18 protein-coding genes and 2 tRNA genes are annotated in these 22,503 nt (G+C 66.2%); 16 read left to right on the forward strand and 4 right to left on the reverse strand.

Translation table 11 applies throughout. The features are described 5' to 3' along the window. Positions 1–219 precede the first annotated feature (219 nt). From ACGGCP_RS22680 to ACGGCP_RS22700, 5 genes are all read left to right on the forward strand, one after another. Positions 220–1,605 carry an AI-2E family transporter gene (locus ACGGCP_RS22680; protein ID WP_392969481.1) on the forward strand — a complete coding sequence of 462 codons (1,386 nt, stop codon included), beginning with the start codon at positions 220–222 and terminating at the stop codon, positions 1,603–1,605. Beyond that, a complete protein-coding gene (locus ACGGCP_RS22685) occupies positions 1,602–3,566 on the forward strand; it encodes an ATP-dependent DNA helicase (RefSeq protein WP_392969484.1) in 1,965 nt (654 codons plus the stop codon). The genes ACGGCP_RS22680 and ACGGCP_RS22685 overlap by 4 nt, the downstream gene beginning before the upstream one ends. A gap of 276 nt (positions 3,567–3,842) precedes the next feature. Beyond that, positions 3,843–4,472 (forward strand): DUF47 domain-containing protein, encoded by a 630-nt coding sequence (locus ACGGCP_RS22690; protein ID WP_392969487.1) that lies wholly within the window; start codon positions 3,843–3,845, stop codon positions 4,470–4,472. Between the two features lie 2 nt (positions 4,473–4,474). Next, positions 4,475–5,476, forward strand: a complete 1,002-nt coding sequence (locus tag ACGGCP_RS22695) for an anion permease (protein WP_392969490.1) — start codon at positions 4,475–4,477, stop codon at positions 5,474–5,476. A gap of 93 nt (positions 5,477–5,569) precedes the next feature. Then, entirely contained in the window at positions 5,570–6,325 is a 756-nt protein-coding gene (locus ACGGCP_RS22700) for a hypothetical protein (protein WP_392969493.1), read from the forward strand. 104 nt (positions 6,326–6,429) lie between these two features. Here ACGGCP_RS22700 and mshD read toward each other — a convergent pair whose 3' ends face one another. The 3 genes from mshD to ACGGCP_RS22715 form a co-directional block, all read right to left on the reverse strand. Beyond that, a complete protein-coding gene (mshD, locus tag ACGGCP_RS22705; RefSeq protein WP_392969496.1) occupies positions 6,430–7,365 on the reverse strand; it encodes a mycothiol synthase in 936 nt (311 codons plus the stop codon). A gap of 170 nt (positions 7,366–7,535) precedes the next feature. After that, positions 7,536–7,627, reverse strand: a tRNA-Ser gene (locus tag ACGGCP_RS22710). Between the two features lie 39 nt (positions 7,628–7,666). After that, positions 7,667–8,515: an IucA/IucC family C-terminal-domain containing protein gene (locus ACGGCP_RS22715; RefSeq protein ID WP_392969499.1), complete on the reverse strand. Its 849-nt coding sequence runs from the start codon at positions 8,513–8,515 to the stop codon at positions 7,667–7,669. Between the two features lie 276 nt (positions 8,516–8,791). On the opposite strand from ACGGCP_RS22715, the gene ACGGCP_RS22720 reads away from it, so the two are divergent. Then, positions 8,792–9,592: a CPBP family intramembrane glutamic endopeptidase gene (locus ACGGCP_RS22720; protein WP_392969502.1), complete on the forward strand. Its 801-nt coding sequence runs from the start codon at positions 8,792–8,794 to the stop codon at positions 9,590–9,592. A gap of 75 nt (positions 9,593–9,667) precedes the next feature. Continuing rightward, positions 9,668–9,758, forward strand: a tRNA-Ser gene (locus ACGGCP_RS22725). A gap of 297 nt (positions 9,759–10,055) precedes the next feature. Here ACGGCP_RS22725 and ACGGCP_RS22730 read toward each other — a convergent pair. Beyond that, complete coding sequence (locus tag ACGGCP_RS22730; RefSeq protein ID WP_392969505.1) at positions 10,056–11,483, reverse strand: hypothetical protein; 1,428 nt, start codon at positions 11,481–11,483, stop codon at positions 10,056–10,058. Positions 11,484–11,805: 322 nt separating this feature from the next. Between ACGGCP_RS22730 and ACGGCP_RS22735 the strand changes: the two genes are divergently transcribed. The 9 genes from ACGGCP_RS22735 (at position 11,806) to ACGGCP_RS22775 (ending at position 22,485) form a co-directional block, all read left to right on the forward strand. After that, positions 11,806–12,204, forward strand: a complete 399-nt coding sequence (locus ACGGCP_RS22735; protein WP_392969508.1) for a response regulator transcription factor — start codon at positions 11,806–11,808, stop codon at positions 12,202–12,204. Positions 12,205–12,391: 187 nt separating this feature from the next. Further along, positions 12,392–13,558 (forward strand): acyl-CoA dehydrogenase family protein, encoded by a 1,167-nt coding sequence (locus ACGGCP_RS22740; RefSeq protein WP_392969511.1) that lies wholly within the window; start codon positions 12,392–12,394, stop codon positions 13,556–13,558. Continuing rightward, positions 13,555–14,868: a hypothetical protein gene (locus ACGGCP_RS22745; protein WP_392969514.1), complete on the forward strand. Its 1,314-nt coding sequence runs from the start codon at positions 13,555–13,557 to the stop codon at positions 14,866–14,868. Before ACGGCP_RS22740 ends, ACGGCP_RS22745 begins: the two co-directional genes overlap by 4 nt. A gap of 19 nt (positions 14,869–14,887) precedes the next feature. Then, the gene (locus ACGGCP_RS22750; RefSeq protein WP_392969517.1) at positions 14,888–16,687 is read left to right on the forward strand and encodes an ABC transporter ATP-binding protein; all 1,800 of its coding nucleotides are present in this window, start codon (positions 14,888–14,890) and stop codon (positions 16,685–16,687) included. Then, a complete protein-coding gene (locus tag ACGGCP_RS22755) occupies positions 16,684–18,486 on the forward strand; it encodes an ATP-binding cassette domain-containing protein (protein WP_392969520.1) in 1,803 nt (600 codons plus the stop codon). The genes ACGGCP_RS22750 and ACGGCP_RS22755 overlap by 4 nt, the downstream gene beginning before the upstream one ends. 4 nt (positions 18,487–18,490) lie before the next feature. After that, the gene (locus ACGGCP_RS22760; protein ID WP_392969523.1) at positions 18,491–20,302 is read left to right on the forward strand and encodes a hypothetical protein; all 1,812 of its coding nucleotides are present in this window, start codon (positions 18,491–18,493) and stop codon (positions 20,300–20,302) included. A gap of 87 nt (positions 20,303–20,389) precedes the next feature. Next, positions 20,390–20,644 carry an acyl carrier protein gene (locus tag ACGGCP_RS22765; RefSeq protein WP_392969526.1) on the forward strand — a complete coding sequence of 85 codons (255 nt, stop codon included), beginning with the start codon at positions 20,390–20,392 and terminating at the stop codon, positions 20,642–20,644. A 35-nt stretch (positions 20,645–20,679) separates the two neighbouring features. Next, a complete protein-coding gene (locus ACGGCP_RS22770) occupies positions 20,680–21,165 on the forward strand; it encodes a flavin reductase family protein (protein ID WP_392969529.1) in 486 nt (161 codons plus the stop codon). Between the two features lie 180 nt (positions 21,166–21,345). Further along, positions 21,346–22,485 carry a nucleotidyltransferase family protein gene (locus ACGGCP_RS22775; RefSeq protein ID WP_392969532.1) on the forward strand — a complete coding sequence of 380 codons (1,140 nt, stop codon included), beginning with the start codon at positions 21,346–21,348 and terminating at the stop codon, positions 22,483–22,485. Positions 22,486–22,503: the final 18 nt, after the last annotated feature.

Raw genomic sequence — 22,503 nt, forward strand, 5'->3', positions numbered from 1 at the left:
CCGCCCGCGGCGACGCCGCACCTCGCGCAATGTCGTACCCCCGCGCGATCATTGCAGTCGGGGGACCGGGGTTCCGACACTCCCGACCCCGGGTGCACCGAGAGGTGCCCGCGCGCACTCGGTACAGCCTGCTGTATCGGACGAGTCGCACCGAACCGGTACGGTACGTGTTGACGTTGCACCCGCCTCCCTCCCGGAGGAACCGTCCTTGGAGAGACCGTGAGCCGATTCCGCCGCACCACCGCCCGGGCACGTCAACTGTGGATCGGCATGCGCGTCAACCCCGTCGCCGAACGCGCCCTCGCCGCGCGCGAACCCGCCGACGACGAGCCCGAGATCCCCGCGGGCGGCGGCAGCGACATACCGCCCGAACTCGACCAGGCGGGCGACGGCGAGAACCCCGAACGCCGCTTCGTCCCCACCGGCCTCGCCGTCGGCGCGGCCTGGTGCTGGCGCATCCTCGTCATCGGCGTCACCGTCGCCGTCGCGCTCTACCTCCTCTCCTACGTCACCGTCGTCGTCATCCCCGTCGCGATCTCGTTCCTCCTCGCCGCCATGCTCCAGCCCGCAGCCGCCTGGCTCATCCGCCACGGCTGGAACAAGTCACTCGCCTCGATCCTCATGCTCGTCGCCGGGCTCTCGGCGGTCGCCGCGATCCTCACGTTCGTCATCCAGCAGTTCATCGCGGGCGTCCCCGGCTTCTACGACTCGATCGTCGACGGCCTCAAAGACGCGCAGACCTGGCTCGAGTCCGGCCCCTACGGCCTCGACGGCAACCAGGTCGCCGTGGTCCTCGTGGACATCCAGGACAACATCACCAACTGGTACAACGAGAACCAGCAGACCATCGTCCAGACCGGCGTCGACGTCGCCACCTCGACCGCCTCCGGCCTCGGCAACTTCGTCACCGGCCTGTTCCTGGTCCTGTTCACCACCTACTTCTTCATCCGCGACGGCCGCAAGATCTGGACCTTCCTCACCGGCATGCTCCCGCGCACCGCCTCCGAACCGCTCCGCTACGCGGGCGGCGCGGGCTGGGGCACGCTCGTGCAGTACATGCGCACCATCGTGGTCGTCGCCGCCGTCGACGCGATCTTCATCGGCTTCGGCCTGTGGCTCCTGGACGTCCCGCTGTGGCTCCCGCTGACCACGCTGATCTTCCTGGGCGCGTTCATCCCCATCATCGGCGCGACGGTCTCGGGCATCGTCGCCGTCGTCGTCGCCCTCGTCGGCACCCCGAACGGCATCGTCACCGCCCTCATCGTCCTCGGCATCGTCCTCGCCGTGCAGCAGCTCGAGTCGAACCTCCTGCAGCCGTTCCTCATGAGCCGCGCCGTGAAGCTCCACCCGCTCGCGATCGTCCTCGCCGTCACCGCGGGCGGCTTCGTGTGGGGCATCATCGGCGCGCTCGTCGCCGTCCCCATCCTCGCCATCGTCAACGGCACCGTCCGCGCCCTCAACCGCTACCGCGCGGCCCGCCGCGAAGCCCAGGCCCGCGGCCTCGAAGGCGAGGACGCCACCGCCGAAGCGGTCAGGGTCAGCTCCGGCGGCGCGCCCGCCGACGACACCACCACCGCGGGCGAGCAGGCGGCCCAGGAGGCATGAGCACCAACGCAACCGCCACCAAAGCCGAACGCGACGCCCTCGCGATCCTCGACGCCGCCGTCGCCGCCACCCCCCACGGCCAGGCCCGCGAAGGCCAGCGCGAGATGTGCGCGGCCGTCGCCGCCGCCGTCGACACCGACAAGCACCTGCTCGTCCAGGCGGGCACCGGCACCGGCAAGTCCCTCGCCTACCTGTGCGCCGCCCTCGCCGCGGGCAAGCCCGTGGTCGTCTCGACCGCCACGCTCGCCCTCCAGCACCAGCTCGTCGCCGTCGACCTGCCGCGCCTGGTCGAGGCCGTCGCGCCCGTCCTCGGCCGCAAGCCGACCTTCGCGCTCCTCAAAGGCCGCCACAACTACATCTGCAAACGCAAGATCGCCGGCGAAGAGGACGAGGACGACGGCGCGATCGAGGGCACCGAGACCCTGAAGTGGGCCGGGCAGCAGGCGTCCTTCGCCAAACAGGTGCAGCGCCTCTTCGACTGGGCGAACGACACCGACACCGGCGACCGCGACGACCTCGACCCGGGCGTCTCCGACCGCGCCTGGAAGCAGGCCTCCACCTCGTCCTCCGAATGCCCCGGCGCGAAGGACTGCGCCCAGGGTTCCGACTGCTTCGCCGAGTGGGCCCGCGCGAAGGCCCACGAGGCCGACATCGTCGTCACCAACCACGCGCTCCTGTCGATCGACATGATGAACGAGCGGTCGGTGCTCCCCGAGCACGCCGTCCTCATCGTCGACGAGGCGCACGAACTGGTCGACCGCGTCACCTCCGCCGCCCGCGCCGAGCTCCACCCGGCCCGGCTGCGCTGGCTCGCCCAGCGCGGGCGCCGCCTCATCGATCCCGATGTGGCCGACCAGGTCCGGGAGGCCGCCGACGCGCTCGAGGGCGCGCTGAACGCGGCCGGGGAGCGCCGCTTCTCCGGGGACCTGCCCGCGCCGCTCGTCGAGGCGCTGAACCTCGTCAACGGCGCGTGCGTCAAGGCCACCACGCACCTGTCGACGCTCGACGCGGAGACGAAGAAGCAGCTGAGCGCCCAGCAGCTCAAGGCCGGCCTGGTCGAGACGATCGAGACGGCCGGGCGGTGCATCGGCCCGGCCGGGGACGACGTGATCTGGTCGGAGCCGAACGGCCCGCAGCTGGTCGCCGCGCCGCTCTCGGTGGGCGGCCTGCTCTCGGCGATGCTCTACGAGGACCGCACGGTGATCGCCGCGTCGGCGACGCTCACCCTCGGCGGCCGCTTCGACATCGTCGCCCGCAACCTGGGTCTGCCCGCGGACGGGCACGGCTGGTCGTCGCTCGACGTCGGCTCCCCGTTCGACTACCGCAAGCAGGGCATCCTCTACGTCGCGGCGTCGCTCCCGCGCCCGACCGCGTCGGGCCTCTCGAGCGAGTCGGGCAAGGAGCTGCTGCGGCTGGTCGAGGCGAGCCGCGGGGCCGCGCTCGGCCTGTTCTCGTCGAAGAAGGCCGCCGCCGAGGCGGCCGAGCTGCTGCGCGCCCAGACCGACTACGACATCCTCCTCCAGGGCGAGGAGACCCTCGCGAGCCTCGTGAAGCGGTTCAAGGAAGAGGAGTCCACGTGCCTCCTCGGGGTGATGAGCCTCTGGCAGGGCGTGGACGTGCCGGGCATGACATGCCGCCTCGTCGTCGTCGACCGCATCCCGTTCCCGCGCCCGACCGAGCCGCTGACGGCCGCCCGCTCGGAGGCGGCGGACGCGGCGGGCCGCTCGGGCTTCACCGAGGTCTCGGTCCCGGCGGCCGCGATCCGGCTCGCGCAGGGCGCGGGGCGGCTCATCCGCCGCACCACCGACCGCGGCGTGGTCGCGATCCTGGACTCGCGGCTGGAGACGAGCCGGTCGTACGGGAAGTTCCTGCGGGACTCGCTGCCGCCGTTCTGGTACACGACGAAGTCCGATTCGGTCGTGGGCGCGCTGGGGCGTCTCGCCGAAACCGCGGACGACTGATTAACCGGCCCCTCCTCGGGGAACCCGATTCGCCCGCACGGCGGCCGGGCGCTTTTCGGCGCCCCCGCCGAATCGAAAGGTGAACGTTAGATGAATTCAAGTGAAACCTTTGCATAACCCCAGCTTGGAGCGGTTTCGTGGAGTCTCACACAGCAGACTTCGCGAGCTTGTGTCTCGTTCACCTGGATGTTAACTTCGCGGTGACGATTTCCGCCCGTCCCCTGAGCCGATCGGTACAGTGAGGACAGTCAAAACGACCGAAAGCAGGGGTGCCCAGTGCGGTTCTCGCTGAAGCCTCAGGACGACGCGTTCTACGCCTACTTCACGGACGCGGCCGACAACATCCGCCGCGGCGTGGGAATCCTGGCCGAACTGGGCGACGAGTCGGCCGACTACCAGAAGATCTCCGAGCGCCTCGTCGACGTCGAGCACGACAACGACCAGCTGACCCACCGGCTGTTCAACAAGATCAACTCGACGTTCGTCACGCCGATGGACCGCACGGACATGTACCACCTCGCCGGCAAGCTCGACGACATCCTCGACCACATGGAAGCCGCGGCGAACCTCGTCTACCTCTACGGCCTCTCCGAGCTCCCCGCCCTGCCGCGCGAGATGGTCGAGCAGATCACCGTCCTCGTCTCGCAGGCCGACCTCCTCGCCGAGTACATGCCGAAGCTCAAGGGCCTCAACGAGTCGATGAAGGAGTTCTGGGTCGAGTGCAACCGCCTCGAGAACGACGGCGACCGCGCTTACCGCATGCTCCTGGTCCGCCTCTACTCCGGCGAGTACCCGGCCCTGACGGTCATGAAGCTCAAGGAGGTCGGTGACGAGCTCGAGGCCGCCTGCGACTCCTTCGAAGCGGTCTCCAACGTCGTCGAGTCGGTCTACGTCAAGGAATCCTGAACGTGGACAGTGTGTTCATCGCGGTCTCGATCTGTATCGCCGCGGCCCTGCTGTTCGGCTACACGAACGGCTTCCACGACTCCGCGAACGCCATCGCCACCTCGATCTCGACCCGGGCGCTCCGGCCCCGCGTCGCGCTCGGCATGGCCGCGATCGGCAACTTCGTCGGCGCCCACCTCGGCGGCAAGGTCGCAGCGACCGTCGCGAGCGGCCTCGTGGAGCTCCCCGACGGCATCGACGGCATCCTGATCGTCATCGCCGGCCTCTTCGGCGCGATCGCCTGGAACTTCACCACCTGGTACTTCGGCCTGCCGACCTCCTCCTCGCACGCCCTGTTCGGCGGCATGGTCGGCGCGACCATGGCCGGCGGCGCGGTCGTCCTCTGGGGCGGCATCGTCGACAAGATCGTGCTCCCCACGATCATCTCCCCGCTCGTGGGCTTCACCCTCGGCTTCCTCGTCATGATCGCCGTCTACTGGCTGTTCCGGCGCGGACGCCCCGACAAGCTCAACCGCGGCTTCCGCCACGCGCAGACCGCCTCGGCGGCCGCCATGGCCATCGGCCACGGCATGCAGGACGCCGCGAAGGTCATGGGCATCATCATCCTGGCCCTCTCGGTCGGCGGGTACTACGACACGAGCGAGCCCATCCCCGAGTGGGTGTACCTCGCCAGCGCCGCAGTCATGGCCGCGGGCACGTACGCGGGCGGCTGGCGCATCATCAAGACCATGGGCCGCAAGATCATCGACCTCGGCCCGCCCCAGGGCTTCGCGGCCGAGACCGTGGCCAGCGCCGTGCTCTACGCGAACACGTTCCTGCTGGGCGCGCCGATCTCGACCACGCACACCATCACGTCCGCCATCATGGGCGTCGGCTCGACCGGCGGCAAGCGGGCCGTGCGGTGGGGCGTGGCCCGCTCGATCGTGATCGCGTGGATCATCACGTTCCCGATCGCGGCGCTCGTGGGCGCCCTGTTCTACCTGCCGATCCAGTTCATCGGCTAAGACCTCGACGACAGCGGCCCGGCTCCTGGCCGGGCCGCTGTCGTTTCAGCCGTTGCGCACTGGAATCGCCCGATCTTGGGCTAGCGTGATGGCATGTCCATCCAGCGCTTCGGGAAATGGGACTTCAGAGCGGTCGACTCGTCGTCGGCCGCTCGTGCTCTCGCCCGCCTCCGCCAGCAGGGCGCTCCCGCCGAGCCCGAGCGCGCCGCCGCCGTCGTCCTCCTGCGCGAGGCCCCGCTGCGGGTGTTCCTGCTGCGGCACGCCGCGAAGGAGCCGTTCGGGCTCCCGTCGATCGGCCGCGCCGACGTGATGCAGGTGCGCGAGCGCTGGGCGCACCTGGACGTCGACACGTACGAGAACGCCATGAACGGGCCCGCCAGGGGCGCCCAGTACGGCTTCCCGGGCGGGCGGCACAAGCCGGACGACCCTGACGTGGCGATGACCGGTCTGCGCTCGGTGGAGGAGGAGACCGGCGCGATGGTCGCTCTGCAGCGCGCCTGGGCGCGCTGGGTGACGCCCGAGTACGAGCCGGTGCGGTTCGACTCGTGGATCTACGTGGCGACGCTCGCGGAGGGCTTCCAGCCGCGCATCCGGGTGCGCGAGCCGGAGTACGCGACGTGGATCGGGCCCGAGCAGGCGGTGTGCCAGTACGGCGGCCAGATGTCGATCCCGGAGGCGACGACGCTCGCGGAGCTCGCGCGGTACTCGACGGTGGGTGAGGTGTTCGCCGCCGCCGAGCAGCGCGACATGTCGCCGATCCTGCCGCGCGTCGCGGTCGCCGGCGAGGAGGCCCGCCTGGTGCTGCCGGGCGAAGAGGGCTACCCGGCGGACGCGCTCGCTTCGGCTTGAGCGGGGGTATTTCCGTCATTCCGGATATGTCCTCGATGAAGGCCCCCTTGCCAACCAAGGTACCGGCGAGGACCGACACGACCGCCGCGTGAGCTGTTCTCGCGTCAGGGCAGCTGCTTCGCCCACTGCACGTCCGTCCGCACGACCTCGAAGCCCTGGGACCGGTAGAGCTTGACCGCCTTGGCGTTCGACTCGTCGGCGTACAGGTCGACCTGCTGGATGCCGTGCGCCGCAAGGTGGGCGAGTCCGGCCAGGGTGAGGGTGCGGCCCAGTCCCGTGCCCTGGGCGCGGGGGTCGACGCCGAGGACGTAGACCTCGCCGACGCCTTCCTCCACTTTGGTCCAATGGAAGCCGAGCAGGCCCGTCTCGTCCTCCGCGACCAGCAGCCCGTCGGGGTCGAACCAGGTCTCTTCCTGCCGCGCGGCGAGATCCGCTGCGGTCCACCGCCCCTGCTCCGGGTGCGAGGCGAACGCCGCCGCGTTCACCCGCAGCCATTCGGCCTCGTCGGCCCCGACCCTGAAGGGCCGCAGGCGCACTCCTTCCGCGAGGGTCGCGGCAGGGCCGTCCCCGACCGGCCAGTTCCGGCCGATCCCCTCCGGCCACGCGGCGGGCCAGGCGAACCCGGCGAGGTCGCGCGAGAACTGGTACAGCACGCGGTCGCGCGTGAAGCCGTGCTTCTGGGCGAACCGTTGCGAAGCGGGCAGATCGCCGTGCGCCCACATCCGCAGCTGCGTGATATCCGTCTCGATCCAATCCAAGACGTTGGCGAGCAATCTGTGGCCGACCCCCTTGCCCCGGTGGGCCGGATCGACCGCCAACTCCGCCTCGGCGACCCCGCCGACCTGCTCCGCACCCGCGTACGCGATGACCGTTTCACCAAGGGGCACAACGAAATGCCTGCGATGTTTCTCAGGGTGGCGGGAGAGCCCGAGCGTGGTCTGCTCGTTGAACGGGGCGATCCCGTCGGCCTCCTCGCAGCGGTGCGCCATCGTAACGATTCTGTGAATATCCCGACCCGGAAGTGAAGCATGTTGCGCCATGGGGTTACCCTAATCGTGGACTCAGCACCGTGCCGGGGTGCTGAGTCCTTTTTCATGTCCCGGGCACGGGAAGACCCCAGGCGCACAGCAGTGCCCCGGGTCTTGTGCGATCGAAATCCTCGCGCGAATGCGCAATTCACCGGAAAAGCCGCGAACCATTGGCGGCGTGGTGGCGGAGAGGGTGGGATTCGAACCCACGGAGGGTTTTGACACCCTCGGCGGTTTTCAAGACCGCTGCACTAGTCCACTATGCGACCCCTCCAGGGCCCCTTGAGGCAAGCGCCAATCTACCAAACGGCCGTCAGGGCCGCTCGTGGCGGACGCAGCAGGTGGAGCAGGTGCGGTTGCCCTCGATGGTGAGCGCCAGGCAGCAGGTGCGCCGCTGGTAGACCAGGCGGCCCGCTTCGTCGGTGCTGACGTCGACGAGGTCGGTGACGTCGAGCGCTTCCAGCAGGGTCTTGGCGAGCACGTCGTCCGGGTCGGGCACGACCTGTGCAATCGACGCGACCGCGTAGGCGATCCCGGAGGCGACCGAGCCCATGAGCGTGCGCCGCCCCACCCGCGCGTTCGCCAGGAACGCGTCCAGGACCGGGGCGAGGTGCGCGTCGAACACGGTGGCGCGCAAGCGGTCCAGCAACTCCGACTCGTTCGCGACGACCTCGACGTCCGGGTGCGAGGCGCACGGGTCGTGCGGCAGCGCCAGGAACCTCGGCCGGACCTGACGCACCGAGAACATCGGGGCGTCGGCGGACACGCGGAACACCGCGTTCGCGGCGTCGAGGACCGGCACGCGGCGGGCGGCGACGTAGCCGAGCACCACGGGCGCGAGCGTCCAGTAGCAGTAGGTCTTCCAGGCGAGGGCGGCGTTCGCGTGAGCGGAGCCGCCCCACAGCGCGGCGGCCGTTCCCATGAGCTCCCCGATGCGCTCCCCGGCGGCCAGCTCGGCGCCCGAGAACTCGACCGCTTCAGGACCCGGGGTCCCGTCGAGCCAGGCGCGGACGCCCGCGAGCGGGTGCGCGCTGACGTCCCGGTCGACCCGGTCGGCGACCGCGCGCAATGCGTCGATCGGCTGGGGGAGCAGGGGCGCGAGGGGACGGCGTCCGAGTGCGGTGGCGCTCAGGACGTGAGCCTCCGCAGTCGCGAGCCGCATAAGGGTACCCCTCTCAAGGTAAGGACTGGCTAACCTTACCTGATTCGCAGCTCCGAGTGTCAAGAAACCGACAGACACCGGGCCGCGACGGGGTGTAGGAAAGCGAGGTGCCGCGAGCGGTGAGCGTCGCCGAGTGGGATGAGCCTCACAGCACCTCGCCTAACATGTTGATCATGCCCGCGACGGACGCGGCCGCGTCGCACACGCGGTGCGACGGCGCGAATCCGCAGCCCGGGCGTGTCGCGGCCGGGCCGGCGTTCTGGCACGCTGGAACCCATGCCGAACCCTGGGACCGCACTCGCCGACGAACCGGCGACGACGCCGCTCCTCGCGCCCCGCACCATCCGCCGCGAGATCTGGATCGTCCTCGCGCTCTCCCTCGGCGCGTCCGCGATCTGGTCGATCGTCAGCATCGTCGGCACCCTCACCGAACCGGGCGGCCTCGCTGACAGCGTCCAGTCCATGAACTCGGCCAAGGCCGAGGCCGAACGGCCCTGGTACGACCTCGCGCGCCAGCTCGTCAGCCTCGCCCTCGCGATGGCCCCCGTCGCGCTCGCGCTGCACTTCCTCAGCCTCGACCGCGGCAACCCGTTCCGCGCCATCGGCCTCGACCTGCGCCGCCCGGGCTTCGACCTCCTCAGCGGCGTGGGGCTGGCCGCGTGCATCGGCATCCCCGGCCTCGGCCTCTACTTCGCCGCCCGGGCCCTCGGTCTCAACGCCACGATCGACGCCGCGAACCTCAACGACGTGTGGTGGGCCGTCCCGATCCTCGTCCTCGCCGCACTGAAGAACGCGGTCGTCGAGGAGGTGATCGGCGTCGGCTACCTCGTCACCCGCCTGCGCCAGCTCGCCTGGCGCGCGCCCGCGATCATCGCCACCCACGCCCTCCTGCGCGGTACCTACCACCTCTACCAGGGCTTCGGCGGGTTCGTCGGCAATATGGTCATGGGCGCGGTCTTCGCGCTCTTCTACCTCCGCTGGAAGCGGACGGGCCCGCTCGTCGTCGCCCACACCGTCCTCGACATCGCCGCCTTCGTCGGATACCTCCTGGTCGCGCCCCACGTGACCTGGCTCTGACCGAACCGAACCCGCTTGGCCCGCCAAGCACCGGCCCGGTATGCTCTGTGCTTGGTACGCGCTCCGGCGCGTCCTGGAGGATTCGCATAGTGGCCTAGTGCGCCCGCCTGCTAAGCGGGTTTCGGGTGATACCCGATCATGGGTTCAAATCCCATATCCTCCGCCATTGGCCATCTCAAGACGTGGTTGACCTGCGGGGACACTGTCACATTGGACAGTGTCCCCGCAGTCGTCTCCGCACCTTCGGAGATATGTACGAAGAAATGAGCGAACAAGGCCTCTGGCGGGAGAAATAGCGGCTTGACCAGGTCTTTCTGTCCCGTCGGGTCCAGTTGGATCCAGCCGGGTCCCGCCAGTTTTCTGCCTAAGTTCTGCCTAAGTTTCGTGCCCAGAGCCGGATTCTCTGGTTGTGTAGTGATTTCTGCCACCGTAATGACCTGCGATGGTAGCGGGAACGGTCGGCTCAGAGTGATGATGGCGGTTCGGGACCGTTGGAGTTCAGCCCGTTCAGGAACGGTCGCAGCGCCTCTTGTTCGAACACTGGCGCTTCGGGCATGGTCGGGAGGGTCCGGAAGGGGTCGATGGTCTCGATGAAGGCGCGGGTCCATGTGAGCCAGGCTCTGGCTGATTCCAGTTCTGGCGCATCGGGATCCGCAGCGGCGATCCGCTGTTCGAACTGCCTGCAGTACTCGCGCAGGATCCGGCATTCCTCGTGTGCCCGGGCCTGGCGCTTGAGCTCTTTTTCGAGGTGGTGCTCGCGTGCTTGAACCCTGGCTTGGGTGACGGCGGCTTCCCATCGGCGCTGCCGCTCGGCTTTCTTGTTCGTTTCGGTGATGACGCCTTCGCGGTCGGCGACAGCGCGCTTGGCGAGGGCGTCGGCGATCTCGGGTAGCCGCTCCTCAAGTGTCATCGTCTTCCGGTCAGCCCACTCGCATCGGCTGCCGTGCGCGTTGTAATGCGGCAGATCGATTTTCAAAGTCCTGGATTTGACGGGGTCGGCCGACTGCGGAAACTCCTGGTCGATGGTGACCTTGTAGGTAAAGCCGTCGATGCCGATTTGGATCTCGCCTTCCCGGTAGGGCGGCGAGTGCTGGTAGTAGGAATTCCGGTGGCGGTGGCCTTCGACAGCCGGCTCGGTGACCTTCCAACCTTGGTCCACAGCGGCAGCCGTGATGGCCTGCAGCAGCAAGAGACTGCGGAGACGCAGATCTGGGGGCATTTGGAGCCGTTGATCGTCATCGCGGAGTCGTGCGATGACCGGATGGGGCCGGTGCAGCCGCTCGGAGACCGGCACCGGTGGGAGGCTTGCGGCGAGTTTGCGGGCTGCGTTGGGATGGATCGAAGACACCAAGCGGATGGTCATGGAACCACGCGCGGAGGTGCTGGCCTCGATGAACCTCCCGCCTGGTACGAGGTGGTGGCGCTTCGCGTAGTCAATGGTCTTGCGCCATCGGTCTTGCTCAGGTTCGGTCAGCGACAGCAATCTGACGGGGTTCTCCTTGTGCAGCCGCTCGATCAGGGCGAGTGCATCCCGATGCCGCTCGCCGGGCGCCGCGGGTCGTTCATCGACGTGAGTGAAGCGTTCGTTGTATCCCGATGCCGCACCGGAGATCGAACGGCGTGGGCGACGCTGCTGAGGCGGCCGGACCGGCACGCCCGTGTCGCGCCCTGTGCCGGGATGCTCGCCGTGCCTGAGGTAGTAGCGGCCCGCCTCAGTGATCGTCGCCCGCCAGCCCCCGTCGCGCCTGCTGACCTCCACCAACCCTCTCGATGCGAGAGCGCGACCGGTGATCCGCAGCTTGACGTGCTGCTCGGTGCTGAGGTCGTCACCGCTCCCGATCAGTTGGAGAGTCGCAAGCTGTCTCTCGTTCAATGGGCCCGTGCGTTCCATCCACCCGTCCCCTCGCATAGCCGCCGTGATGCCCCGGACATCCTCGAACCCGGTCGCCCTCTCAGATCGACCCCATCATTTCGCATCCTATGAGCACTCTGCGGAACATGGAAAACCGCCACCTGGTTTTCCTTCAGGTGAAAGACATTGGTTGCCTGCTCGATGATCGAACGTGGATCGCAGTGATGTTCGAAGATGGGACGCGCCAAATCCTTGAGTGTGAGCCGCAGTAAGTTCGGTCAGTTTGCGAAGGACGCGCAACGATTATCTCAAATATTGAGATCGTTACTTGGTGCGAGCTATGGTGTTGTATTCTGTTCACATGAAGTTCACTACCCCGAACCCCTCTGTCGTGTCTTCTGTCCAGCTCGGCGAGCTTTCGACCGTCAAAGTTGTTCGTCAGTCCGTTGAACGTCTTGCACTTCTTTCGAAACGTCAACGTGAGGTCCTGAAGCTCATTGCCGGAGGGGCGACGAACGCGCAGATATCAAACCGTCTCGGCATCGCCAGTCCTACTGTCGAGAATCATGTAAAGGATTTGAAGTACCGGCTCGGTGTGGATAGTCGCTGTCTGCTGGCAGTGGTCGGATACTTTGAAGTGCTCAGAGCCGTTCCGGGTTCACCGATGAATTCTAATGCCAACACGGCAGAGTCGGAAGTGGTGGCAGCAATCGTGGATTCTGAAGCGAGATCGGATAGGGCGGTGTTCGTAGACCGATGATGTATCTCTGTGAATGAGCTGCCCGGTATCGCTCATGACATTGAGATGCAACCTAATCCATGAGCAACCACACCGTTGTGAATCTCCCGTGGATTCCAACCCAAGGTGAATGACCATTGCCATTGCCCCGGCAGTCCTGGAGACTCGACAGAGTTCGAGAGCTTTACGACCGCGAACGGATGGGCAAATGGGATTGGACAGGCAAGCTGTCTTCGGTGTCGCCGATCAAATTCGAGATAGAGCCAGAGAGACTGACCTCAATGGCAGATTCCCTGTAGAGAATCTTGAGTTGCTTCGGCGAAGCGGATTCATGGGTGCCCTCGTAGAGAAGGAGTACGAGGGTCTGGGATGGAGTCTCGGAGACTTCTCTTGGGCTGCCCGAACGATCGGTGCGGCTTGCATGTCTACGTCGCTCATCTGGGCGATGCACTGCCAACAGGCGGATACCATCGCCAGGCTCGGAGAACCTCGGCTGATCGAAAATCTCCTGCCGAGGATCGCGCGAGGCCAGGTGTACATCGCCTCGGTAACGACGGAACCGGGCACAGGTGCCCGCCTTCAATCCGCACAGGCGGCCCTCATTGAGAAGGACGACGGCTACAAGTTCGAACGCCATGCGCCAGTTGTCACCGGTGGGATGAACGCGGACGGCTTCCTGCTCACGCTGCGGTCCCGCCCTGAAGCCGGACCGGGGGAAGTCCGCCTGGTGTACGCGGACCGTGATCAACTGAGCATCGAGCCTCGAGCACAGTGGTCGACCCTTGGAATGAGAGGCACCGCAAGCGGTGGGTTGTACATCGAGGGTGCCGTCGAGCGGTCGGCCGTTATCGCGGGCGACCGCGACTTCAGTGAGATCGCTGCGGAAACCATCATCCCAGTTGCGCATATGGCCTGGGCCGCTTGCTGGCTCGGGGCCGCGAGCGGAGCCTTCGCGCAGCTCGTCGCGTGGCTGCGGGATCCCGGCCGTCGAGGCGGACCGGACGTGGGCTCCGATCTCACCCGCTACCAGCTGGCGCAGATCAGAGCCCGGCTCGAAGCGGTTGGCGGCTACTTGAAACTCGCGGTCGACAAGGTGGAAAGCGCGCGCAGTGAGGATATCGCCGCACTTCGGGCCGCACCTGCGCGCATCCATTTCAACACGTTGAAATTGCTGGCCTCGGAACTTACCTTCGACGCGGTCAACCGCATGGTCGAGGTCGCGGGAATGGCCGTCGGCTACACGGAGGACTCCCCAGTGCCGCTGGCGCGCTCACTTCGGGACCTCCGCTCAGCCTCGCTGACCCACGCGAACAACAGGCTTTGGTCGGACACAGGGGGACTGGTCCTCATGGACCGGAAGGTGACGCTGCTGTGAGCGACATCGGCGAGAATGCTCGCCAGGAATCCTTCCCGATGGGGTCGGTAATCCTGGGCCGCCAGGCACGGCGCACCTTGGCCACCCAACTGCGATTCCACTATCCGGAGATCGGTCAAGTCGAGTTCGAAGGCGACTCGGTAGTGCTCACGGGCGGCTCAGCAGGAGCCGTAGGGGTCGCCGATTTGGTGCTGCGCCTGGCGAAGGAGTTGTCCTCGATCCCCGATCGCAGCCCGAGGGTCCGGTTCGACTCCAGCGGCGAAGGTAGTGTCAACCTCTCCCGTGTTGACTCGAATGCATTGTCTGCAGCTTTCTCCGGCCTTGTCACTGAACTAGCGGAGCAGCGCACGCTGAGCCCGGAGGACTCGTACACCGACCGGATAGGTACACGCACCGGCTCCGGACTGAACCTCTACAGCCACGACTTCAGCGTGCTCTGCGACCTTCTTGACCGGTTCCTCGGCAACTTCTTTCAGCGGGCTTATCGTGCGCAGCGGATCGCGGTCCCCTCAATGATCCGGGCCGCGGACGTCGACCGTGCGGGCTACTTCGATACCGCGAGGCAGCACATCAGCTTCGTGTCCCCGTTCGATCCTCATCCGGCCGTGTATGACGAATTCCCCAAGTTCTGGAGCCAACGGGATCCGGTCGGCAGCGACATCGCCGACTTCCTCAGCGCACCTGAGGAAGTGCTCACACCTGCGATGTGTCTCCACTGCTTCCCGGTGCTGGCCTCGGCGGCGGTGCGTTCCGAGGCACCGACCATCATCACGTTCAGCGGCCGCTGCTTTCGGGATGAGAAAGGGAACCTGAATCAAGTCGAACGGCTGAGGGAGTTCACAGTCCGGGAGAATCTGTTCATCGGCAGTGAGAAGGATCTTGAACGTCTGCATGGCGAACTCGCCGACTTCACGATTGCGGTGGCCGCACTGTTCGGGCTCGATTTCCGACTCGAGACGGCGACGGACATCTTCTTCGGTGAGCAGGCTTCGCAGAGAACTGCCTCGCAGATGCTCTGGGACAGCAAGTTCGAACTGGTCGCGATGCACGAAGACGCTCCCAACGGCGTAGCCGTGGCTTCACTCAACCAGCATCACTCGCATTTCACCCGCCCGTTCGAAATCAGTCTCGACGACGGGACTCCGGCTCTGTCGATGTGCCTGGGATTCGGGATCGAACGGTTCGCGAGAGCTGTCGCTGCGGCGGCGGGAGGCCACGGACTCGAGTTGATCCAGTCCCATCTCGACCGGGTCCGGATCCTAGACGGCGTCGACAAGTCGACACATCACCCCTCACTCGGGCAGGAATGAGAGCACGTTGGAACCTCTGATGACGGTCTTCCGGGACCGCTGGAACTTCCTCAGGCTGCTCCGTCATAGCGATCCGCGGGCACTTGCAGCGATCATCGCTATCGGTGTACTGCACGCGGTGTTCCCCGCGATCGGTGCGGCCTCGGTGGGCCTGCTGATCTCGGGTGTGGACGCCGACCTCACGGTTCCTCTCGTGGTGTTCGGCGCGGTGTTCCTTCTCGGACAGGTCAGCAGCCTCGCATTTCGGTGGGCCAAGCACCTTGTCGTCAGCGGTGTCAATCTTCGACACCGTGCCGAAGTCGCACGGCTCGCCGTGGGCGCACCCACGGTTGACATGATCGAACCGAAGGCGACGCAGGATCTTTTCAAGACCGCGGCGGCCGATCCGACCGAGTGGGTGGAGAAGACTCCTGGGGACGGCGCGATCGGAGCATTGCGGGTCATTTTCGAGTACGTCGGCCTCATCTCTTCGGCGATCGTGGTCTCGTACTGGTCGTTCTGGCTCGTCCCCGCGCTCATCATCCCCGCGCTGGTGACACGTCGCCTGGCGACCCGGCTCTGGGTCCGGCACTACCGGATCTGGGTTGACGGAATCGAACACCATCGCCGTTACCAGTACTGGGGCGAGCTGACCGCCTCCCGTCCGGAAGCCAAGGAGCTGCGGATCTTCGGGCTCGCAGACTGGATCATCGGACGGCATCAGCACGACATGCGCGCGCACCTTGAGCCCGTCTGGGCAGACGACCGCGCTATGGCCCGTGCGCACTGGCAGCAGTTCGCCATCACGCTGTTGCCGCTCGGTGCAATCTTCGGAGCGGTCGGCTTCGCCACGGTTGCGAACGGCACCGATGTCGGGATGGCCAGCGCCGCACTCGCCGCCGGGTGGGGCATCTTCACCGCCGCATCCGGCGTCGGCCCGATGATGGAGATGGAAGGCGCCCGTCCTGGCCTGGCCGCGTTCGCCGCCTTGAAGGACTCGCTCGATGGCAAGCTCGTGACGCGGCACATGCAGCCGCTGTCCGGGACACGGGCGCCCCACGTCCGGTTTGAGGACGTCCACTTCCAATATGAGAACGGTGCCTCGGTCACCAAGGGCCTCGACCTGGAAATCCGCCCCGATGAGTCCCTTGCAGTGGTCGGATTCAACGGCGCCGGCAAGTCGACGCTCATCAAACTCCTCGCCGGCGCATACCGACCGACCGCCGGGATCGTCACGGCCGACGGCCGCGACATCGGAGAAATCGACGACTGGGGGTCGCACTTGGCCGTGGTCTTTCAGGACTTCGTGAAGTACCGGTTGACCATCGCAGAGAACATCGCCCTCGGACGCAGCGGTCCTGTCGACGAGGCAGCGTTGAAATCAGCGATCGCTGAATCCGGACTCCAGGCACTCGTGGATGGCCTCCCCGCCGGGGAGGACACCTCGCTGGACGCATCCATCGACGGCGGCGTTGATCTTTCAGGAGGGCAGTGGCAGCAACTCGCACTTGCCCGGGCGTTGTACGCCGTGAAGTCGGGTGCGCGCATCCTCGTCCTCGACGAGCCGAGCGCCCACCTCGACGTCCGCACGGAGCAGCGGCTTTTCGACCGGCTTGAGCAGTTGACCGAGCCGGTCACCACGATCCTGGTCTCCCACCGCCTTGCGACGGTCCGCCGGGCGGACCGCATCGTCCTCATCGACGACGGAAGGGTCGCCGAGCAGGGGACTCACGAGGAACTTATGTCCCTGAACGGCACCTACGCCAGGATGTATCGACTTCAAGCAGAGCGGTTCGCCGCCGGATTCGATGATCGTCTCGAGGAAGGCGCGATCGTATGATGAACATCAGCAAGTATGCACGCCTCCTCGCCTCCCTCTTGGGTGTCTGTCTGCGTCGCGAACCGGCGGTCACCGCATTTCTGCTTGCGGCCTCGGCCGTCAACGCTGTGGCGTTCGCCGGCATCGGCTTGGCGCTCAAGCACACCGTCGACTCGATGGCCGCTGGGGCGGCCGTGTCAGCGGCTATCGGGGGAGTCCTGGCCGCGCTGGCGTATGCGGCCGACCGCGCGGTGAGCGGCGCCGCCAGTGCGATGCGGTTCCACGTGATGGAGAAGGTCGGCCACATCGAGATCGAGCCGGGCATCATGCGGGCCTCCGCTGAGCTGCCTGAGATCGACCATCTCGAGCACCAGGAGTATTTGGACCGCATCACTGCGATCCGCGGGAGGTCCTGGGCGATCGTGGGTTCGGCGTGGAACGCCGTCGAGGCCGTCTCCATGGGAGTCAGGCTCATTCTGACACTGCTCATTCTGGGCGCCGCCAGTCCTTGGCTGCTTCTGATGCTGCCGTGCGTAGTTCTCCAACTCTGGTTCGACCGGCGCGCACAGGTGAGGCTCAAGCGGTCGGAACTCGTTGCGGCTCGAAACCAGCGCGCTCAGATCCATTTCTTCAAGCTGTGCATCAGCGGCAGCGCGGGGAAGGAACTGCGCGTCTCTGGTGTCGGACCGCAGCTGATTGATCGCCAGGTCGCAGCGGCGGAGCAGGTGCGTGCCAGCCGCTCACGGGCTCTGATCGCTAGTGGATGCTGGCGCGCCGTCGGCTGGACCGTCTTCACGGTCGGATACACGTCGGTCATCGGGCTGGTGGCGGTGCAGGTGGCCGACGGTGCAGCGAGTCCGGGCGACGTGATGATGGCGGTGACGATTGGAGCGTTGCTTCGAGGCGTGCTCGACCGGGCACTGCAGTCTACTTCGGATGCCTCCGGCGCGGCGCGTGTCCTTGAGCCGTATCTGTGGCTTCGGGAGTACGCGGAGAGTCGTGCGCTCACCCGCACTGACATCCCCGCTCCACGTCGGCTGGCAGATGGGATCACGCTGTCCAACCTCACGTTCTCGTACCCGGGGACCGAGCGCAACGCGGTGGACGACCTGTCGGTCACTCTCCCTGCGGGGGCAGTCGTCGCGGTCGTCGGCGAGTACGGCTCAGGTAAGACGACACTGGTGAAGCTGCTCGCGAAGCTCCACCGCCCGAACAGCGGTCGCATCCTGGTCGACGGGGACGACCTTGCAGAGGTCGACACGGTCGCATGGCGTGAATCGCTCAGCGCCGCGTTCCAGGACTTCGGGCGCTATCAGACAACGTTCGCCGAGTCGATCGGCCTCGGCGACCTTAGGCACGGAACTGCGGACTCCTTGGACGCCGCGGTGACCGCGGCCGACGCTGACGAGCTCCGCTCGCGGCTACCGGACGGAGACCGCACCCAGCTGGGCAGCGCGTTCGGCGGCATTGATCTTTCGGAGGGGCAGTGGCAGAAGGTTGCCCTCGCCCGCGCATGCATGCGTCCCCAACCGGTGCTGCTGCTCCTCGACGAGCCGACTGCGTCTCTTGACGCGCCGAGTGAGCAGGCGGTGTTTAAGTCCTATATGGAGAGGGCGAGGTCTATCGGGCGATCGATCGGCGCGGTGACAGTGATTGTCTCTCACCGGTTCTCGACGGTGGCCGGTGCCGACCTGATCCTGGTGATGAAGGAGGGGGTCTTGATCGAATCAGGCGACCACGACGAGCTCATGCGGTCAGGTGGTCTCTACAAGGAGCTCTTCGAGATCCATTCCGCTTCCTATCTCGGCGCGAGGAAATGAGGCCATGACGATGGAATTTGCGCGTACAGGGAGTCTGACTTGGGGGCAGCATTCGTTCTGGTTCCTCAACGAGGAGACGTTCACCCGCGAATACGGCATCGAGTTCCACCTGAGCCGTCCGCTGAACGTCCCTCGAGGTCTGACGAAGGCGCGGCTACAGCAGACGCTCAACGCCGCGGCTGCCGCCTACGAGGCCCTACGGACCATGTACCGGGTCTTGCCTGATGGACAACCGGAGCAATGCGTGCTCGCGCATTTCGAGCCACCGCAGGTCGAGTTGACCGACGACCCGGTCGAACCCGTCGATGTCAAGGAGCGGCCCGGCTTCCGATGCATGGTGCGCACTGACGGCGACCTCGTGAGCGAAGCTGTGCTGCGGGCGAATCAGATCGATATCGACGGCTTCGCGTTCTCGCGCCTGGCCCGCGAGTTCGAACGACACCTGGTGGACGAGGTCCAGGGTGCACTCTTCGCGGGCGACGAGGCGTTCCAGCCTCTCGACTGCGCGGCTGCCGAGTCGGAAGAAGCGATGCAGGCCGCCAGCGCTCGCGCCATTGAGGCGCTCTCGGGCCTGTGGCGAGAAGCTCCGAGGAATTTCCTGCCGCCGGCCGGGGTCGCCGGCAAGACCCTGCAGCTGACGCTCAACGATGCCGACCTCTATGCGAGCGTCCAGCGGTACTCGACCACGCATGGCATCAGCCCGGCCTCGTTCTTCCATGCAGCGGTGGGCGGAGCGATTGCCGCCTGGACGCAGACATACGACCTGTTCCTGACGACGGCGGTCTCCAACCGCTGGCGCCCGCGCAGTGCCGGACTCGTGGCCAGGATCGCGACAGAGGTCGACTGCCGACTCGAGTTCCCTGCGGGGGCGACCGGCGCCGACTTCGTGCGACGCACGCACGGCCTGCTGCTTCGCGCCTATCCGTACGGCGTCCGGGACGAGGAGGCCGGAGTCGCGGCAAAGGACCGCATCGATTCGGAGTCGGGAAGCATCCTGCAGCGGCCCGTGCGTATCGAATACCTTGATTATCAAGGGCGGCAAGAGACCGCGGCGGCTGTCGGGGCTCGACGGATCGAGGAGCGGACGACCGAGGGCGGCTTCGACCGGATGCTCTTCGCGTTCTACCCGGGAGATCGCGAGTTCAAGTTCTTCCTGAAATGTGGTAGTGAGGTGGCGGCGCCGGAGGAGTGCAGAGAACTCTTCGACGCCGCTATCGGATTCGCGGATGCTCTGCTCGGGAAACCGGAGAGCCCGCTGCAGGAGCTGCTTTCACAGATTCCGACGCGAGTCCTTCCGGCAGAGGCCGACTGGATCGTCAGCGGCAATTCGCGGCATCTGGGCGGGCGCATCCGAGCAGTTGCGATGGCACACCCGGAAGTCGAGGAGGCATGGCTCGAGGAGGGCGACGGGCTGCGTTGTGCGGTGGCAGGTGGCCGTCCCGATCTGATCGCCTTGCACGAGCGGATGCTTCTCAATGCGTCCCACGACCCGCTGATCCGGGTCCCGACCTCGTACGCGGCGTTCACCTCTGATTCCCCTCGGTCAGACGAGCCGACCACTGTGCTCGACATCGACCGTGACTACCACCCCTCCGCCGACGACGACCCCCGGATTCGCGCGATAGTCGACGTGTTCGAGCATTGCAATCCCGGTACCGCTTGCGACCCTGCGCTGTCGTACGCGGCGGCTGGCGGAAGGTTCACGATGATCCCGAGCATGGTGTCTTCGCTCCGCAATGCCGGATTCGAGTCGCATCCGCTCGACTTCACCGGCATCGCATCGCTCGCCGCGATTGCCCGCAGCCGAGGCGAGTAGCGCTGGGAGACGATCGGCGATCCCGACCGCTATCGAAGCGGATCAGACGGCATACCAATTTCCGAAGAGATGACATGGAGACTGAGCATGGAAAAATCTGAATGGTCGAGTGAGTTCGAGGCGATCCTGCGCGCCCATCTTCAGGGGGTCGATCCCACTCAGGAGATCCTCCCGACCGACTCGCTGGTCGCGTTCGGCCTCGACTCGCTGGCCACCGTAGGGCTCCTGGTCGCCCTGGAGGCACACCTGGGCAGAGCGATTCCAGATGAGCTCATCACTCCAGATGCGTTCAAGACGCCCGGCGGACTCTGGCAGATGATCGACGCCGCCCAGAGCGCATGAATCCTTCGGGCATAGACAAGACCGTTGAAGAAGCCGTGTTCAAGGACGCGATGTCCCAAGTTCCGGCGGCCGTCGCGATCGTGATGGCCGAGGGCGGGGAATTCGGAGCCGCCGGCTTCACCGCGAGTTCGGTATGTCCGTTCAGCGCGTCCGTGCCCTCGCTTCTGGTTTGCGTCGATCATGGGACCCGGTCCCATCGGGCGATACGCGCGGCCGAACGCTTCACCGTCAACTTCCTTGCCGAGGACCAGCGCGACCTCGCCATGCTCTTCGCGACTCGCGGCGCCGACAAGTTCGACGCGCCTGGTGTGATGCGATCGGCGGGCGGGCCTCCGTGGGTCGAGGGAGCCCTCGCGTCGATGACATGTGTCAGGCACTTCGACTCGGATGTGGAGGACCACCTGATCCTCGTCGGATTGGTGACCGAAGTGCGTTGCAAGGGTATGAATCCGCTCATCTGGTTCGATCGCGATTTCGCCTCGCCGGTCCGAGTCGGCGATCATAGTCCACATGAGGCGTAACCGGCCATGGAATACATCCACATGATACCCAGCGGGTGAAAGACAGAGCTTGCACAGCAAGGACGGGAAGTGAAGAATCGTTTCCGTAAAGCATCGCCCATTCGAACTGCGCGGTGACGCAGGAGAGATCGAAGACGGCGGCTGGAACCAGCGGACGATATCCGCATGTGAGAGGTGGGGATGGAAGAACTCAGGAAAACCTGGGATCTGCTGAAGCGCGTCTCGGTCGCAGCGCCGGGAAATGAGCACTTCGAGCTCGCCCGGGAGAGCATCGAAGACCGGCGGTTCAACGTCGACCTGCTGATCGGACTTGCCGCCAGGCACGGCCTGGTGGGAGTGTTGGCGGACTTCCTCATCGATTCAGGGACCTCTGCGTTTGTGCCGCATAGGACTCGGAAACACCTCGTCGAATCGTTGTCGTTCGGACGCCATAAGACGGCCGACTACCTGCGAGAGGCGGCGTCCATCGCCAGGGCCGCGGAGGCTCAAGGGCTCGGCATCGCGTTCACGAAAGGAATCGTCTGCCAGCAGGTCTTCTACTCCGGCCGAGGATCCCGTGAGTTTGCCGATATGGACGTGATGATCTCCCCGACCGATGCGGGAGCATTCACCGCCCTGATGGAGTCACTGGGCTACACGAACCGGAAGCGGTACCGGGCCCGGACAGGCGCCTGGGAGGACTTCTCCGCCTCAGACCGGGCCATGTACCTCTTGCACCCCGACCATCTTCCACCGTTCTTCAAAGTGAATGGGGATTCGCGGCTGCCGCGGAGCCACAGTCTGGACGCGGCGTTCAGCCTCACCTGGCACGACAGTCCCTGGGAAGTGCCTCTCGACAAGGCGCTCGGGTCGATCCGAACAGTGTTCTGCCAGACCGAGAATGTGGAGGCCGGACTCCCCGCCCTGGCAATCGAGTACGACTATTTGTTCCACGTGCTGCATCTCTTCCGGGAAGGGTGGTTCGAGCGCTCGATCATCGAGAAGGACGTGAGGCTGGGCCAATTCACCGACCTGTGGCGCGGATGGCATCTTCTCGATATGCCGGCTCGCGCCTCCTTGGCCGCGCTGGTCAAGAAGAACAAGATCGAAGCCCCCGTCGCCTGGGTCTGCCATCACCTCGACCGGGTCTTTGGCCTCGATATGGTCGGTGCACTGGGCCTCGGGCAGCACTGCACGCACGAATGGATCGGCAGTGGGGCTCGACCCGGCGGGTACTTCCAGTGGGACGGCAATATGGACGGCCGTCTTCTCAGCCTCGACTTCGATCGGATACCTACCTTGGATGCCCCGACTCCCGAGCTGCGTCCGAGAAGAGCCTAGGCGCTCTCGGTTCCGGCA

This window comes from Glycomyces sp. NPDC048151 (genome assembly GCF_043202775.1).
In the GTDB taxonomy this organism is placed as follows: domain Bacteria; phylum Actinomycetota; class Actinomycetes; order Mycobacteriales; family Micromonosporaceae; genus Glycomyces.